This window comes from Alistipes onderdonkii (assembly GCF_025145285.1).
Classification (GTDB): Bacteria; Bacteroidota; Bacteroidia; order Bacteroidales; family Rikenellaceae; genus Alistipes; species Alistipes onderdonkii.
The window spans coordinates 3,330,684-3,346,764 of the sequence record NZ_CP102251.1 but is presented as its reverse complement, the minus strand read 5'-3'; the positions used below and the strand labels follow the sequence as shown (position 1 = coordinate 3,346,764).

The window sequence follows — 16,081 nt, the reverse complement described above, 5'->3', positions numbered from 1 at the left end:
AACCATATGAACAAGCATATTGTAAAATACCTTCTGGCCCTTGCGACGATAGCATTCGTGGGGGGGGGTTGTAATGTCGACGATTACAACGAGGAGTATCTGGACGGGTTCAACCCCGACAAGGAGATCACCGACGTCCAGGTGCTGAAATACACGATGACCGACGCCGACTACGCCAGCGTCGCGTCGAACGCCGCCAACAAGGCGATCGCCGAAGCCGCAGGGCCCGATGCAGTGGCAGCCCTGGCCGCCGTAGGCACTGCAAAATGTTTCTCCGAAGCCGCTTCCGCCACGACGTACCTGCCCGCATTCCTGGCTGCAGGTTACGACAGCTACCTCTCGAACGGCTCGACTGTCACCGTCACCTATAAAAACCAGCGCGGCGAGATATCCGAGGCCATCACCGGCATCGCTTCCGCCTCGACCTACGAGCTCAAGGCCGCCGACTACGAGGTAGCCTGGGGCGAGGAGATCACGGCCGACTACTTTACACCTGGTAAGCCGGCAGCCAACTACCTGCCGCGCATCCTCAAGGAGGCCGTCAAGAACGCCGAGGCCGGCGACTACGTCATCGCCGAATACGCCTACTCCGAACAGGAGCCTTCGACCGGAGGCGGCGAAATCCCCGAGACCATCAACAAGATCAGCGAAATCATTGCCCCCGGCGACTATACCGTGCAGGGCACCGTTTCGGCTGCCTATGCCCGCGGCTTTATCGTCGACGACACCACGGGGGCTATTCTGGTATATCTGAACGCCCCGTCGAACTACTCGCTGGGCGATGTAGTGAAGGTCAAGGGTGCCGTTACGGAATACAACAGCGGCATGCAATTCGGCAACACGGCCGAGATCACGCTCGTGGAGAAAACCAAGAATTTCGCCTTCCCCACGGCACAGGCCATGTCGGGCAGCGAGCTCGACGCCTACCTGACCGCAGCGTCGATCAAATTCGTCAGCCTGACGGGTACGCTCTCGATCAGCGGCAACTATTACAACCTCAATGTGGACGGTGCCGCGACGGCCACCGGCAGCCTCTCCTTCCCCAACAAGGGGCAGATCGACGGGAGCCTGGACGGTAAGAAGGTCACCGCGACCGGTTACCTCTTCTCCGTCAGCAAGAGCGGCGGCGCACCCAAATTCGCCAACATGATCGTCGCCACGATCGCCGAGGAGGGTTCGCAGCCCGAATTCACGCCCGTAGGTATCGTCGCATCGGCCGATCCCGGCACGTTCAGCGTAAAGGGGCAGGTCGCTGCGACCTACAAGCGCGGCTTCCTCATCAACGACGGCACGGGGTCGATCCTCATCTATACCAATGTCGACCCGACCGGAACCTATGCCATCGGCGATCTGGTCAGCGTGGAAGGTACCACTTCGGCTTATGCCGGGCTGAACCAGTACCCCGCGGCATCGACCGTCACCAAACTCAATACCGAGGCCGATACGTTCACCTACCCCGCGATCCGCGAGATGGACGGTACCGACATGGACGGCTACCTGACGCTGACCACGGCGCAGTACGTGCGTTACACGGGTACGCTGAAAATCGACGGCAACTACTACAACGTCATCAACGACGAAGCACTGACGGCACAGGGCAGCCTCTCGTATGTCCTGGACGGCGCCGTAGACGCAGCACTCGACGGACAGGAAGTCGTCGTGGAAGGCTATGCGATCGGCGTATCGAGCGGCAAGTTCCTCAATACGATGGTCACTTCTGTCAAGTCGGCAGCCAATGCTTCGGCAGCTTCCTTCGGCATGACCCGCGCCGCGGTGACCAAGAACCGCTATGCGATTTACACCTTCGACGGCACGTCGTGGGCAGCCGCAGAAAACACCACGATGGTCAACCCCGAGGACTACACGCAGATGGGCGCCACCAATCCCAACTTCAGTTCGTCGTTCTCGCAGGACACCTACCTGCCCCTCTACCTGAAGTACAAATATCCCTACGCCCTGGCCGAGGAGAAGATGAACGTGGCATACCACTTCTACGACTCGACGGACAAGGTAACCCTGCTCTTCGCCGACGAGTACACTTACGACGGTGCGGACTGGATCAAGACCGAGGACACAGAGACGCTCGACGGCCCGTTCAAGAAGGTCAGCGGCAAATGGAACTTCGACCCCAGCATGACGCTCGTCGTGGCCCCCGACCGCAGCGCTTACAGCAAGAGCTTCTACCAGGCTTGCGTGGACTGGGTGCTCCAGAACAAGGACGCCGCCTATACGACGGACAACCGCAGCGGCAGCGGCAGCCGCCTCACGGATGCGGAGTATTACAGCGGTTGCGCAGCAAGCTACACCAACCTGAACTGGCGTATCAACACGCTCCCGAAATACTATTGGAGCGAAGCCGGCGACGACGTATCGGCCTACGACAACTGGGGGTCGGACGACAAGGAAGCAGCACGCGCTTCGTACCAGGCGTTCTACGACGAAGTCGAAAAGCGTTTCGGCGAGGTAATGTCGGCCGCCCTGGGTACGCTCTACCCCGATGTCAAGATGATCTCCGGCATCGACGTGATCTACACCGTACAGATGATGCTCTACACGCAGCACATCGGCTCGGGCACGGGCAAGGTGACGCACGCATTCGAGTTCAAGCTCGTCGACACCGGCAAGTTCGAATACGTACGCATGTACGCACTCTCGCCGGAGTATGAACTGATGAAGGATGCCAACTTCGAATAACGGAATCCGATCCAAAGCAAAGGGCCGCTCTGACGAGCGGCCCTTTTTATTTTTCAATCATCGGACGGATCGGATCAAGGGACAGGGAAAACCGCTGCAAAAGGGGAAGCCGACGATTCGTGCGGGCGGAGCGAACGGCCTGCGGGTACGGCTATACGGACGGAGTACCCGGATATGGTCTCGGGCTGCTACCCTACTATTTCGGGCAGCAGCCTGCGGCGCAGCAGGTCGCAGGTTGCGGCCGGCGCCGCATGGTCGAACAACTGCCCGCGGATACCCAGCGCCGCTGCGGCGGCGATATTGGCCGGGCGGTCATCGATAAAGAGCGTCTGCGCAGGATCGAGTCCGTAGCGGCCGAGCAGTCGCCGGTAGATTTCCGGCTCGGGTTTCACCACGCCCTCCTCGCAGGAGACCACCTCACCGTCGAAAAGCCCGTAGACGGGGAAACGGCGCAGGAAGTCGATGAACTCGCGCGACATGTTCGAAAGCACATACAACTTGTAGCCGGCGGCCTTCAGGTCGCGGACAAGCTGTTCGGTAGGCTTCACGGGTTCCTGCATGTCGATCGACAGGCGCAGGTACTCCTCGCATTTCGCACGCGGGCAGGCGTTGACCCCGGAAAGGATGCCGGTCACCTCGTCGAGCGTCAGCACGCCCCGGTCGTAATCCTCCCAGAAAGCCGGCATGGGCTCCGAACGGATGAAACTGAAAAAGTCGTGGAATTCTTGCGTACACTTACTTCTGTCGCGGGCAAAAAGTACTCCGCCCAGGTCGAAAACGATATTTTCCATGGGGCAAAGATAGCCATTTTTTCGTTTGGTTCATGATTTGCAGGCTGGCGCATAACAAAAACTCCGATTATGAACTATGGCATAAGCATCCTCTTCCGCGCCATTCCGCTTGCGATGGCAGCCTTCTGTTTCGCCTACGGCGCCTACGTTTTCGCCGCCGGCGACGACCCCTCGCGGCTCACGGCAGGCCCCGTACTCTTTTTCCTGGGCTCGATCTGCATCGCGCTCTATTGCACCGCCGCCACCATCATCCGCCAGATCATCGGCACCTATACCGCCGCCGCGAAATACCTTTTCCCGGCCATCGGCTATGCGGTCGCCGCCATGACGGTCATCTGCGGGCTTTTCATCATCCAGTCGCACATGACCGGGGCGTTCGTCACGGGGCATGTAATCTGCGGGCTGGGGTTCATCACGGCGTGCGTCTCGACGGCGGCCACCTCCTCGACGCGGTTCAGCCTGATCCCCAAGAACTCGGGCGACAGCACCTTCTCGGTCAACCCCGCAGGCTTCACCCGCGGGCAGAGTTCGCTGCTGATCTTCATCGTGTCGGCCATAGCCGCCGGGGCATGGGTGTGGTGCATCCTGCTCTTCGCGCTGGGAACGCTCCCGGCGCATATCGTGGCGGGAAGCGTCATGTTCGGCATCGCCTGCGTCTGTACGTCGCTCATCGCGCTGGTGGCCAGCATCGCACGCCAGGCACGGGGCAGCTATACGATGGAAGAACGCCGCCGGTGGATGGGGCTGGTGCTCGCGATGGGCGGCCTGGCCTTCGTGCTGGGGCTGATCCTCCTCTTCACGCTCCGGGGCGAGGCGATCAGCTTCGTGGGCTTCGTGCTCATAGGGCTGGCACTGATCTGCTGGAGCATATCGAGCAAGGTCATCCTGCTGGCAAAGATCTGGCACGCCGATTTCCCGCTGGCCAACCGCATCCCGATCATCCCGGTGCTTACGGCGCTGGCCTGCCTCTTCCTCGCGGCATTCCTCTACGAGGCGGCGCTCTCCGAACCCAAATATTTCGTCCCCGCACGCGTCCTGACGGGTTTCGGAGCCATCTGCTTCACGCTCTACTCCATCGTCTCGATCCTCGAAAGCGGCGCGAGCAAGAAATAGCCCCGCTGCAAGGCCATAAAAAAAGCCACCTTCCCCGGGTGGCTTTTCTTATTGCCTTTATCGTCACATGGGTCAGAACAGGTGGCAAGCCACCGTCAGCCCGGCCATGACGATGGAAACCATCGACATCAGCTTGATAAGGATGTTAAGCGACGGGCCCGAAGTGTCCTTGAACGGGTCGCCGACGGTATCGCCCACCACGGTGGCCTTGTGGCATTCGGAGCCTTTGCCGCCGAAATGCCCCTCCTCGACCATCTTCTTGGCATTGTCCCACGCGCCGCCCGCATTGGCCATGAACACGGCCAGCACGAAACCCGAGCTGAGGCCGCCGACCAGCAGGCCCATCACGCCGGCCACGCCAAACACGAGACCGACGGCTACCGGCACGACGATGGCCAGCAGGCTGGGGAACATCATCTCGCGCTGTGCGCCGCGGGTCGAAATCTCCACGCAGCGGGCATAGTCCGGCGTGCCTTCGCCCGTGAGGATGCCCTTGATCTCGCGGAACTGGCGGCGCACCTCGTTCACCATGCTCTCGGCGGCACGTCCCACGGCGTTCATCGTCAGGCCGCAGAACAGGAACGACATCATGGCGCCGATGAAGATGCCGATCAGCACCGTCGGGTTCATCAGCGTGACCTGGTAATACTCCATGAAATCGAGGATCGAAGCCTTCTCGACCAGCTGCGAGGTGCCGTTGGGCAGGTCAAGCATCGTGATGCCGTTGTGCAGCAACCCGATACGGATCTCCTCGATGTAGGATGCCAGCAGTGCCAGTGCGGTCAGCGCCGCGGATCCGATGGCGAAGCCCTTGCCCGTGGCAGCGGTCGTATTGCCCAGCGCGTCCAGCGCATCGGTGCGCTTGCGCACCTCGGGGCCGAGGCCGCTCATTTCGGCATTGCCGCCCGCATTGTCAGCGATCGGGCCGTAGGCGTCCGTGGCGAGCGTGATGCCCAGCGTCGAGAGCATACCGACGGCGGCGATGCCGATGCCGTAGAGCCCCAGCGACATATTCATCGGAGCCATCATATTCTCCATGTCGAAGCCGATGGCGCACAGATAGGCGAGGATAATCGCGGCACCGATCGTCAGGACGGGGATGGCCGTCGAGATCATGCCCGACCCGACCCCGGCGATGATGACCGTGGCCGGCCCGGTCTGGGCGCTTCCGGCGATCTTCTGCGTCGGTTTATAGGAGTGCGAAGTGTAATATTCGGTAGCCTGCCCGATGATGATACCGGCGACGAGCCCCGTGATGACCGAGCACGACAGCCCGAGCCAGTTCTGGATACCCAGCAGGTAGAGGATGCCGAACGTCGCGCCGGCAATCAGCAGCGAACTGAAATTGACACCCACGCCCAGCGAGCGGAGCAGCTCGCGCATCGAGGCGCCCTCACGGGTTCGCACGAGGAAGATGCCGATGATCGAGAGCACGATCCCCACGGCCGCGATCAGCATCGGCGCCAGCACGGCCTTGAGCTGCATCGCCATGCCGTCGGCCGTGGCGAACGCCGCCGCGCCCAGCGCCGCCGTGGCGAGCACCGAACCGCAATAGCTCTCGTAGAGGTCGGCGCCCATACCGGCCACGTCGCCTACGTTGTCGCCCACGTTGTCGGCGATGGTCGCGGGGTTGCGCGGATCGTCCTCCGGGATCCCCGCCTCGACCTTACCCACCAGGTCGGCACCCACGTCGGCCGCCTTGGTATAGATACCGCCGCCGACACGTGCGAAGAGGGCCTGCGTCGAGGCGCCCATGCCGAAGGTCAGCATCGTCGTGGTGATGACCACGAGTTTCTGCGGCCCCGACACCTCCACGAAGCGTTCGAGGATAATATACCAGAACGAGATGTCCAGCAGCCCGAGCCCCACGACCACGAGCCCCATCACGGCGCCGCTGCGGAAGGCGACCTTCAGGCCGCGGTCGAGCGACTGGCGTGCGGCGTTGGCCGTACGCGCCGAGGCGTAGGTCGCCGTCTTCATGCCGAAATAGCCGGCAAGCCCCGAGAAGAAACCGCCCGTCAGGAAGGCGAAGGGCACCCAGGGGTTCTGCACCCCGGCGCCGTAGGCCAGGTAGGCGAAGAACAGCGCCAGGATGATGAATACGATCAGCACGACCTTGTACTGCTGGCGCAGGTAGGCCATGGCGCCCTTGCGCACGTGCTCGGCGATCTCGCGCATGCGCGGGGTACCTTCGTCCTCGCGCTTCATGCTGCGGTAAAATGCCCAGGCTACGGCCAGGGCAATGACAGCGGCGGCAGGGACGATCCAGAAAATCAAAGGAATGTTCATTTCGATAGAATTAAGGTTTTTAGAGTTTGTCGAATCGGTTATTAATACAAATATAATAATTTATCCCGATACTGTACTTTTCCGGACGGGCCGATATACAGCACAAAAAATCCCGGCAGCTCCGCACTCCCCCCCGCCCTGAGGCAACGAAAAACGGGAAGGAGCGAAGCCTTCGAAACACTTCGAATCTTCGCCCCTTCCCGTTTATGCGCCTGCGGCGTTCAGCGGATCACCGCACCGCTACGAGCCGAAGTTGTCGTAGAGGATATTCTCCGACGGCACTCCGAGGTCGTCCAGCATCTTGACCACCGACGCGATCATCATCGGGGGGCCGCACATGAGGTAGATGCAGTCCTCGGGCGCCTGGTGGTTCTTGAGGTAATTCTCATAGAGCACGTTATGCACGAAGCCCGGGGTGTATTTCACGCCCGCGGCATCCGCCTCGGGATCGGGACGGTCGAGCGCCAGGTTGAACTTGAAATTGGGGAACTCCTTTTCGATGGCATGGAACTCGTCCACATAGGGAGCCTCCTTCAGCGCACGGGCACCGTACCAGAACGACACGGGGCGCTTGGTCTTTTCGGTCTTGAACAGATGCATCAGGTGGCTGCGCATCGGGGCCATACCGGCACCGCCGCCGATGAAGATCAGCTCCTGCGTGTCGGGCAGGTTGTCCGGCAGGAAGAACTCGCCGTAGGGGCCCGAGATCGTCACCTTGTCGCCCGGCTTGCGGGAGAAGATGTACGACGAGCAGATACCCGGGTTCACCTTCATGAACCCGCCCGTAGCCTTGTCGAACGGCGGCGTGGCGATACGGATGTTGAGCATGATGATATTGCCCTCGGCCGGGTGGTTGGCCATCGAGTAGGCACGGAACGTAGCTTCGGGGTTGGTCGTGACCAGATCCCACATCTTGAACTTGTCCCAGTCGGCACGGTACGCCTCGTCGATGTCCATGTCCGAGAACTTGATGGCGTCGTATTTCGGGATGTCGATCTGGATGTAGCCGCCGCTGCGGAACTTGAGGTTCTCGCCTTCGGGCAGCTTGACGACGAACTCCTTGAGGAAGGTCGAGATATTGCGGTTCGAGACCACGGTGCACTCCCACTTCTTGACGCCGAGCACGGCTTCGGGAACCTGTATCTTGAGGTTCTCCTTCACCTTGACCTGGCATCCCAGGCGCCAGTGCTCCTTGGCCATCTTGCGCGTGATGAAACCGGTCTCGGTGGGCAGGATGTCGCCGCCACCCTCGATCACCTGGCATTTGCACATGCCGCACGAACCGCCGCCGCCGCAGGCCGAAGGCAGGAAGACCTTGTTGTTGGCCAGCGTTGCGAGCAGCGTCGAGCCGCTTTCGGTCGTGATGACCTTCTCGCCGCCGTTGATGTCGATCGTAACTTCGCCCGACGAGGTCAGTTTGGCCTTTGCAAAGAGAAGCAGCCCCACCAACAGAAGGGTCACCACCAGAAAGGCAATGATTGCAACTATAATAGTCAATTCCATTTTTTCCGAATCTCTTTTAAGGTTAGAACTGAATACCCGAGAAGATCATGAAGGCGATACCCATCAGGCCGGTGATGATAAACGCGATACCGGGGCCCTTGAGCGCCGCGGGAATCTGCGAGTAGGTCGTCTTCTCGCGGATGGCGGCCATCATGACGATGGCGAGCCACCAGCCCAGGCCGGAACCCAGGCCGTAGACGATCGACTGCCAGAGCGACGTCAGCTCCAGCGCATCGACCTTCTGCTGCATGAAAAGCGAGCCGCCCATGATGGCGCAGTTCACGGCGATCAGCGGCAGGAAGATACCCAGCTGGCTGTAAAGCGTCGGCGAGAACTTCTCGACGGCCATCTCCACCAGCTGCACGAAAGCGGCGATGGTGGCGATAAAGACGATAAACGTCAGGAAGTCCAGGTTCACATCGGGCAGCCCGGCCCACGAAAGGGCACCGGCCTTGAGTACGAATTCATACAGGAGGTAGTTCAGCGGCACGGTCATCACCATCACGAACGTAACGGCGGCGCCGAGGCCGAGGGCCGTTTTTACGCTCTTCGAAACGGCGATGTAGGAACACATGCCGAAGAAGAACGCGAAGACCATGTTGTCGATAAAGATCGACCGGATAAAGATATTCAATGATTCCATACGTTACCCTCCTATTTTTCCTGTAAATCCTTATTGCGCGAACGGTGCACCCAGATGATGCAGCCCACGATGATCAGCGCCATCGGCGGGAAGAGCATCAGCCCGTTGTTGTAGTACCAGCCGCCCTCGGCCGCATACCAGCTCTCGGGAACGATACGGAAACCCATCAGGGTGCCCGAGCCGAAAAGCTCGCGGAAGAAAGCCACGATCACCAGGATCAGGCCGTACCCCAGGCCGTTGCCGATACCGTCGAGCAGCGACGCCCACGGTTTGTTGGCCAGTGCAAAAGCCTCGATACGTCCCATGACGATACAGTTGGTGATGATAAGGCCGACATAGACCGACAACTGCTTCGACACCTCGTAGACATAGGCTTTGAGCACCTGGTCGACCAGGATTACCAGCGCGGCGATGACCACCAGCTGCACGATGATGCGGATGCGCGAAGGCACGCCGTTGCGCAGCAGCGACATCACCAGATTCGAGAAACCCGTGACGACGGTCACCGAAAGCGCCATGACGATAGCGGGCTTGAGCTGCACGGTGACGGCCAGCGCCGAACAGATACCCAGGATCTGCACGATGACCGGGTTGTTCGCGGAGAACGGCCCCGTCAGGAACTTCCTGTTCTTAGCCGAAAACAAAGGCTCTTTTTCTTGCTTACTCATTGTTTTCTACGTTTTCTTGGTTAGACTCTTCCCGCACGGGGGCAAATACGATCGCCTCGATTGCGGCCTTGCGCTTGGCTTCGAGCAACGGCAGGTAGTGGTGCAGGCTGTTGTAAAGCATCGCCGTCACGCCGTCCGAAGTCTTCGTACCGCCCGAAATGGCGTCCACTTCGTGCTCGGGATCCTGTGCGCCGCCCTTACGCAGCTTCACGGAAACGAACTCGTCGCCCTTGAAGATTTTCTTGCCGACGAACAGCGCCTGGTATTTCGGCGTGGCGATCTCGGCACCCAGGCCCGGGGTCTCGCCCTTGTGGGCCATGATGATACCGGCCATCGTGTCCATATCCTTTTCGAGCGCCACATAGCCCCAGACTGGGCCCCAGAGACCGGTACCCGTAACCGGGATCACCACACGGCCGTCCTTGGCCTCGAACACGGGGAATTTGCCGTCGTCGAAAGCGCCCTGCAAGTCCTTAAGTAGTTCGAATACGTCCTGTCCCTCGACCTTCTCGCCCCGGGCGTCGACGACGTAGGCGTCGATGAAGGTATCGTAATCCTGATCCTGCGCCGAGAGCGACGAGAGGATCGAGGATTTCTTTTCGTTCAGCTCGTTGGCATACTGGCGCTTCTGGAGCGAGAGTGCCGCCACGGCGAGCAGCGTCGCCACGATCACGACCATCACGGTCGAATACATTATAATATATGCGTTGCCGTTCTTGTCGCTCAGCATCCCCTTCTTCTTCGCGTCCTCGATCTCGACGAACGCCGAAGCGGGAGCCGCGCAAACGGGGCACGTTTCGGGAGCGGCCTTCCCTTCGTGGATATAGCCGCAGACTGTGCATTTGAATTTTTTCGTTGCCATATATCTCCCCTATTTCGCCAGTTTAACACGTTTCTTTCTGCGCGAGATGTTCGCCTCGACCACGTAGTAGTCCACCAGCGGAGCCAGCGCATTCATAAAGAGGATCGACAGCATCATGCCCTCGGGATAGGCCGGGTTGACCACGCGGATCAGCACTGCCAGCGCACCGGTCAGCAGCCCCACGATGTACTTGCCCGTATTGGTCTGGGCCGAGGTCACGGGGTCGGTGGCCATGAAGACGGCACCGAATGCGAAACCGCCGATGATCAGGTGGTACCATGCCGGATAGGTCGTCACACCGATCGCCTGGAAGAAATAGCCCATCGCCAGCCCGCCGACGAATACCGAAACCATCGTGCGCCACGAAGCGACGCCCGTGAACAAGAGGATCGCGGCGCCCAGGAGGATCGCCAGCGTCGAGGTCTCGCCGATACACCCCGGAATGAAACCGAGGAAGGCATCCATGGCCGAGTAGCCCATCTGGCCCGTGGTGCTCAGGTTTTCGAGTGCCGTGGCGCCCGAGAAGCCGTCCACCACGCCCTCGCCCGAGGAGAGCCCTGCGATCCACACCGTAGCGCCCGACATCGAGGGCGTATAGGCGAAGAACGCGAAGGCGCGGGCCAGCAGCGCGGGGTTGAAGACGTTCATACCCGTACCGCCGAACACCTCCTTGCCGAAGATGACCGAGAAGGCCGTGGCCAGCGCCACCATCCACAGCGGGATGTCCACCGGCATGATCATCGGGATCAGCAGGCCCGTCACGAGGAAACCTTCGTTGACCTCGTGGCCGCGGGCCTGTGCGAAGGCGAACTCGATGCCCAGGCCGACGACGTACGAAACGACGATGATGGGCAGCACCTTGAGGAACCCGAACCAGAGAGAAGCCCAGAATTCGGGCTGTACGCCCTGCGAGAGGAAATGCAGGTAACCCGTGTTATAGAACCCGAACAGGAGCGCCGGCATCAGGGCGACGACCACCATGATCATCGTACGCTTCATGTCGTTGCAGTCGCGTATGTGCGCGCCCTTCTGCGTCGTGGTGTTCGGTACGAACAGGAATGTCTCGAACGCATCGAACGTCGACTCCAGGAAGCCCAGCTTGCCACCCTTGGTGAACGTGGGCTTGATCTTATCTACCAAATTGCGTAATGCGCTCATCGTTATGCCTCCTTAATCATTAAGTTAATACCGTCGCGGATGATCTGCTGTATCTCGATCTTCGAGGGGTCTACGAATTCGCACAGGGCGAAATCCTCCTCTACGACCTCGTAGATGCCGAGGTTCTCCATCTTGTCGATGTCGCCGGCAAGGCAGGCCTTCAGCAGGTACATCGGGTAGATGTCCATCGGCAGGTACTGCTCGTAGAGTCCCGTCACGACGAACGGGCGCTCGCCGCCGTTCATGTTGGTGTCGAGGTCGTAGGCCTTCTTCGGGCAGAGCCACGAGAAATAGGAGCGCGATACGGAGAACTTGTTGAAACGGGGCATCGCCCAGCCCAGCAGCTCGTACTTGTCGCCCTCGGGGATCACCGTGAGCTGATTGGCATAGAAACCGAGGAAGCCGTCGGCCGGAGTCTTCGTGCCGGTGAGCACGTTGCCCGAGATGATGCGTACACGGTCGCCCTCCTTTTGGGGTTTCACGTTGCCCCGGAGGATCGAATCGACCCTGGCGCCCGCGACGACGCGGCAGTACTGCGGTTTTTCGATCTCAGAGCCGGCTACGGCGATGATCTTCGTCATGTCGACGCGGCCTTCGTTGAACAGGCGGCCGATGATGGCCAGATCCTGGATATTGACTGTCCACACGACGTCGCCCTTGTTCACGGGGTCGATGTGGTGGATCTGGATGCCGACGTTGCCCGCGGGATGCTTGCCCGCGAAGGTGTGCAGCTCGGCACCCTTGAGCATGGGCATCTGCCCCTCGGCCTTGGCACGCACCGAAAGGTGCACTTTGCCCGGCGTGAGGCGGCGCATCACCTCGATGCCGGCCTGGAGGTTCTTCTGCTCGTTGCGGAGCACGAAGTTGTAATCCGGGGCCAGCGGCGCGGAGTCGAAGGCGGAAACGAAAACGGCCTTCGGCGTGTCGTTCGGGTCGGCGATGATGCCATAGGGCCGCTGCACGATCATCGGCCAAAGGCCCGAACGGAGCAGCAGTTCGACAATCTCCTCGCGGGACGCTTTCTGGAGGTCGGGCTTGGCGAACTCCTCGTAGCTCTGCGTGGCATCCGGCGTTACGGTTACGGAGAGCACCTTGCGCTTCTCCCCGCGGTTGACGGCAGCAACCGTCCCGCTGACAGGCGACGTGAAGAGGACACGCTCGCTGTACTTATTGAAGAACAGCGGCGTACCGGCTTTCACCTCATCGCCTACCTTAACCAGCAACTTGGGAGTCACGCCTTCGAAATCGAGCGGCGAGAGGGCATACTCCGAAGCCTGCGGCGCGTCGGCCAGAGACTCCTGAGCCTTTCCCCGGAGATTGATGTCGAGACCCTTGCGTAGTGTAATGATTTTCGACATGGTTAAAGATTTTGATTGTTATGTTTGGATATTTTTGGGTTAAATTTCGGGCCGGTTTTTGTTGTTAGCCTGCTAACAGCATAATTCGCGTGCGAAAGTACGAATTTTTTCCGAAAAATCCGTATGCATTATCTATTATTTTTTAATTTACTTAAAATTTGTACTTTTGTCGCAATGACTGCCCAATTCGTCAACATACACACCCACCGCCCGACAGGCCGGGGCATCGAGCTCCGCACCGCCGGCATCCACCCGTGGGACGCAGACAAAGAGGACATTGCCGCACTCGGCACGCTCCCGGCGGACGTACAGGCCATCGGCGAGACGGGGCTCGACTATGCCCGCGGCGCCGGGCGCCAGCAGCAACTGGCCGCCTTCCGCGCCCAGCTGGCACTGGCGCGCGACCGGCAACTGCCCGTAGTGCTGCACTGCGTCAGGGCCTTCGAGCCCGTCATGCTGGAACTGGCCGCCCGCGAGCCCCGTGCCGTCATCTTCCACGGGTTCATCGGCTCGCCCGAGCAGGCACGTCGCGCACTGGAGAAAGGCTACTACCTCTCGTTCGGCGTGCGGACGTTCTCGTCGCCCAAGACCATGGAGGCGCTGCGCGAAACGCCCCCCGGGCAGCTCTTTCTCGAAACCGACGACAGCGACACCGGCATCGAGGAGGTCTACGCGCACGCGGCAGCGGTGAGAGGCACCACCGTCGAAGCCCTGAAACGGGCGACGACCGAAAATTACGAACGGATATTCGCCCCGCAAAATGGATAACTGGCTTGAACGCACCGAGCTGCTGCTCGGCAAGGAAAAACTCGACCTGCTCCGGCAGGCGCACGTGCTCGTCGTGGGACTGGGCGGCGTAGGCGCCTATGCCGCCGAAATGATCGCCCGGGCGGGCGTGGGACACATGACCATCGCCGACGCCGACACCGTGGCGCCGAGCAACATCAACCGCCAGTTGGTGGCCCTGCATTCGACCGTAGGCCGGCAGAAGGCCGAGGTGCTCGCCGACCGGCTGCGGGACATCAACCCCGCGATCGGGCTGACCGTCGTCAACCGCTACATCCGGGACGAGGAGACCTACACGCTGCTCGACGCCGCCGCATACGATTTCGTGGTGGACGCCATCGACACCCTCTCGCCCAAGCTGGCGCTGATAAAGGGCGCCCTCGACCGTTCGCTGCCGCTGGTCAGCTCGATGGGCGCCGGCGCCAAGACCGACCCCACGAAGATGGAGATCGCCGACATCTCGAAGACCCACCACTGCCCCCTGGCGCACATGCTCCGCAAGCGGCTGCACAAACTGGGCGTCCGCAGCGGCTTCAAGGCGGTATTCTCGCCCGAGGCCATGCGCGAGGGGGCGATGATCCTCTGCGACGAGCAGAACAAGAAGTCGAACGTCGGCACGATCTCCTACATCCCGGCGCTGTTCGGCATCGGCTGCGCCTCGGTGGCGATCCGCACGCTGATCGGGGAAATGGACTGACAACAAAACCATAAACACATACGCCAATGAAACCTAACATCGTATTTCTGGACGAGTACACCCTCGGGGGTGCCGACCTGACCCGCCTGCACGAGCTGGGCCGGTACACGGGTTACAGCACGACCGCGCCGGACGAGGTCGCGGATCGCTGCCGCGATGCCGAAATCGTCATCACCAACAAAGTCGTGATGCGCCGCGAGACGCTCGCCGCACTCCCCGGGCTGCGCCTGATCTGCATAGCCGCCACGGGCATGAACAACATCGACCTCGACGCCGCGGCCGAGCTGGGCATCGCCGTCAGGAACGCCGCGGGCTACTCGACGCACTCCGTAGCCGAAACCACCCTCGGGGCGGCCATCGCCCTGCGGCGGCACATCGTCTACTACGACCGCTATGTCAAGAGCGGCGCTTACTCGGCCGCCGGGCAGCAGTTCCACTTCGCCAAACCCACGCACCAGCTCTACGGCTCGAAGTGGGGCATCGTGGGGCTCGGCGCCATCGGGCACGAAGTGGCGCGGCTCGCCGCGGCCTTCGGCTGCGAGGTACGCTACACCTCGACCTCGGGCGCCGTGCGCGAAGAGCCCTACCCCGCCGTGTCGCTTCCCGAACTGCTGGGCTGGGCGGACACGGTCTCGGTGCACGCGCCGCTGAACGACCACACGCGGGGGCTGATCGGCGCCCCGGAGCTGGCCGTGATGAAGCAATCGGCCATCCTCGTGAACGTCGCCCGCGGCGGGATCGTCGACGAGGCGGCACTGGCCGAAGCCCTCGACCGGGGATCGGTCGCAGGCGCCGCGCTCGACGTATTCTCGCGCGAGCCGCTGGCCGCGGATAACCCGCTGCTGGGCATCCGCGAACCCGACCGGCTGCTGCTCTCGCCCCACAACGCATGGTCGCCGCGCGAAGCCATCGACGTGCTGGTAGGCTGCATCGCGGAGAATATCGAAGAATTCTGCAAGGCCCGATAGCCATGGACGGAATGGAAACGGCAAGCCCCGGCGCCGCAACGGCCGCCCCGACGCCGGACGAACGCCGGCAGCGGGTTTTCGGCTGGCTCGACGCCCGCGGCATCGCCTACACGTGGTACGAACACCCCGAGGCACCGACCATCGAGGCCGCACGCCGCTACTGGCGCGACGACGGGTCGAAGCACTGCAAGAACCTCTTTTTCCGCAACCACAAAGGCAACCGCCACTACCTCGTATGTTTCGACTGCGAACGGAACCTGGCCATCCACGACCTGGAACACCGCCTGAGGCAGGGTAAACTGTCGTTCGCTTCGGAGCAGCGCATGGAGCGCTGGCTGGGGCTGCGTCCCGGTTCGGTGTCGCCCTTCGGGCTGATCAACGACCCGGCCAGGCACGTGCACCTGTTCCTCGACGCCAGCCTGCAACGGCTGCCGGCCTACTCGTTCCACCCCAACGACAACCGGGCGACGGTGGTGATCTCCCGTGAGGAGTTCCTGCGTTACCTGGCGGCCGTAGGCAACACCTACGAGTTCATCGAGCTCTACTGACCC

At 61.3% G+C, this 16,081-nt stretch carries 14 protein-coding genes; 6 read left to right on the top strand and 8 right to left on the bottom strand.

Annotated elements, in window-relative coordinates; all coding sequences use genetic code 11:
• Positions 1–6: 6 nt before the first annotated feature.
• Positions 7–2,694, top strand: a complete 2,688-nt coding sequence (locus NQ559_RS13815) for a single stranded DNA-binding domain-containing protein (protein WP_018697108.1) — start codon at positions 7–9, stop codon at positions 2,692–2,694.
• A 188-nt stretch (positions 2,695–2,882) separates the two neighbouring features.
• On the opposite strand, the gene NQ559_RS13810 is transcribed toward NQ559_RS13815, so the two are convergent.
• Positions 2,883–3,485 carry an HAD family hydrolase gene (locus NQ559_RS13810; protein WP_018697109.1) on the bottom strand — a complete coding sequence of 201 codons (603 nt, stop codon included), beginning with the start codon at positions 3,483–3,485 and terminating at the stop codon, positions 2,883–2,885.
• 69 nt (positions 3,486–3,554) lie between these two features.
• Here NQ559_RS13810 and NQ559_RS13805 point away from each other — a divergent pair, with 69 nt between their 5' ends.
• The gene (locus NQ559_RS13805; protein WP_018697110.1) at positions 3,555–4,598 is read left to right on the top strand and encodes a DUF2776 family protein; all 1,044 of its coding nucleotides are present in this window, start codon (positions 3,555–3,557) and stop codon (positions 4,596–4,598) included.
• Between the two features lie 72 nt (positions 4,599–4,670).
• On the opposite strand, the gene NQ559_RS13800 is transcribed toward NQ559_RS13805, so the two are convergent.
• From NQ559_RS13800 to NQ559_RS13765, 7 genes are all read right to left on the bottom strand, one after another.
• A complete protein-coding gene (locus tag NQ559_RS13800) occupies positions 4,671–6,887 on the bottom strand; it encodes a sodium-translocating pyrophosphatase (RefSeq protein ID WP_018697111.1) in 2,217 nt (738 codons plus the stop codon).
• 240 nt (positions 6,888–7,127) lie between these two features.
• On the bottom strand, positions 7,128–8,390 hold the full coding sequence (nqrF, locus tag NQ559_RS13795; protein WP_018697112.1) for an NADH:ubiquinone reductase (Na(+)-transporting) subunit F: 1,263 nt from the start codon (positions 8,388–8,390) through the stop codon (positions 7,128–7,130).
• A 22-nt stretch (positions 8,391–8,412) separates the two neighbouring features.
• Complete coding sequence (gene nqrE / locus NQ559_RS13790; RefSeq protein ID WP_018697113.1) at positions 8,413–9,033, bottom strand: NADH:ubiquinone reductase (Na(+)-transporting) subunit E; 621 nt, start codon at positions 9,031–9,033, stop codon at positions 8,413–8,415.
• Positions 9,034–9,044: 11 nt separating this feature from the next.
• Positions 9,045–9,701, bottom strand: a complete 657-nt coding sequence (locus tag NQ559_RS13785) for an NADH:ubiquinone reductase (Na(+)-transporting) subunit D (RefSeq protein WP_033395366.1) — start codon at positions 9,699–9,701, stop codon at positions 9,045–9,047.
• Entirely contained in the window at positions 9,694–10,563 is an 870-nt protein-coding gene (locus NQ559_RS13780) for a Na(+)-translocating NADH:ubiquinone reductase subunit C (RefSeq protein WP_018697115.1), read from the bottom strand. Before NQ559_RS13780 ends, NQ559_RS13785 begins: the two co-directional genes overlap by 8 nt.
• A 9-nt stretch (positions 10,564–10,572) precedes the next feature.
• Entirely contained in the window at positions 10,573–11,721 is a 1,149-nt protein-coding gene (locus NQ559_RS13770) for an NADH:ubiquinone reductase (Na(+)-transporting) subunit B (protein ID WP_018697116.1), read from the bottom strand.
• 2 nt (positions 11,722–11,723) lie between these two features.
• The gene (locus NQ559_RS13765; RefSeq protein ID WP_018697117.1) at positions 11,724–13,079 is read right to left on the bottom strand and encodes a Na(+)-translocating NADH-quinone reductase subunit A; all 1,356 of its coding nucleotides are present in this window, start codon (positions 13,077–13,079) and stop codon (positions 11,724–11,726) included.
• Between the two features lie 174 nt (positions 13,080–13,253).
• On the opposite strand from NQ559_RS13765, the gene NQ559_RS13760 reads away from it, so the two are divergent.
• The 4 genes from NQ559_RS13760 to NQ559_RS13745 are packed head-to-tail and all read left to right on the top strand — an operon-like array spanning position 13,254 to position 16,078.
• Positions 13,254–13,847 carry a TatD family hydrolase gene (locus NQ559_RS13760; protein ID WP_018697118.1) on the top strand — a complete coding sequence of 198 codons (594 nt, stop codon included), beginning with the start codon at positions 13,254–13,256 and terminating at the stop codon, positions 13,845–13,847.
• Positions 13,840–14,562, top strand: a complete 723-nt coding sequence (locus NQ559_RS13755) for a tRNA threonylcarbamoyladenosine dehydratase (RefSeq protein ID WP_018697119.1) — start codon at positions 13,840–13,842, stop codon at positions 14,560–14,562. Before NQ559_RS13760 ends, NQ559_RS13755 begins: the two co-directional genes overlap by 8 nt.
• A gap of 26 nt (positions 14,563–14,588) precedes the next feature.
• The gene (locus NQ559_RS13750; RefSeq protein ID WP_018697120.1) at positions 14,589–15,530 is read left to right on the top strand and encodes an NAD(P)-dependent oxidoreductase; all 942 of its coding nucleotides are present in this window, start codon (positions 14,589–14,591) and stop codon (positions 15,528–15,530) included.
• 2 nt (positions 15,531–15,532) lie between these two features.
• On the top strand, positions 15,533–16,078 hold the full coding sequence (locus NQ559_RS13745) for a prolyl-tRNA synthetase associated domain-containing protein (protein WP_018697121.1): 546 nt from the start codon (positions 15,533–15,535) through the stop codon (positions 16,076–16,078).
• The last annotated feature ends 3 nt before the right edge of the window (positions 16,079–16,081 follow it).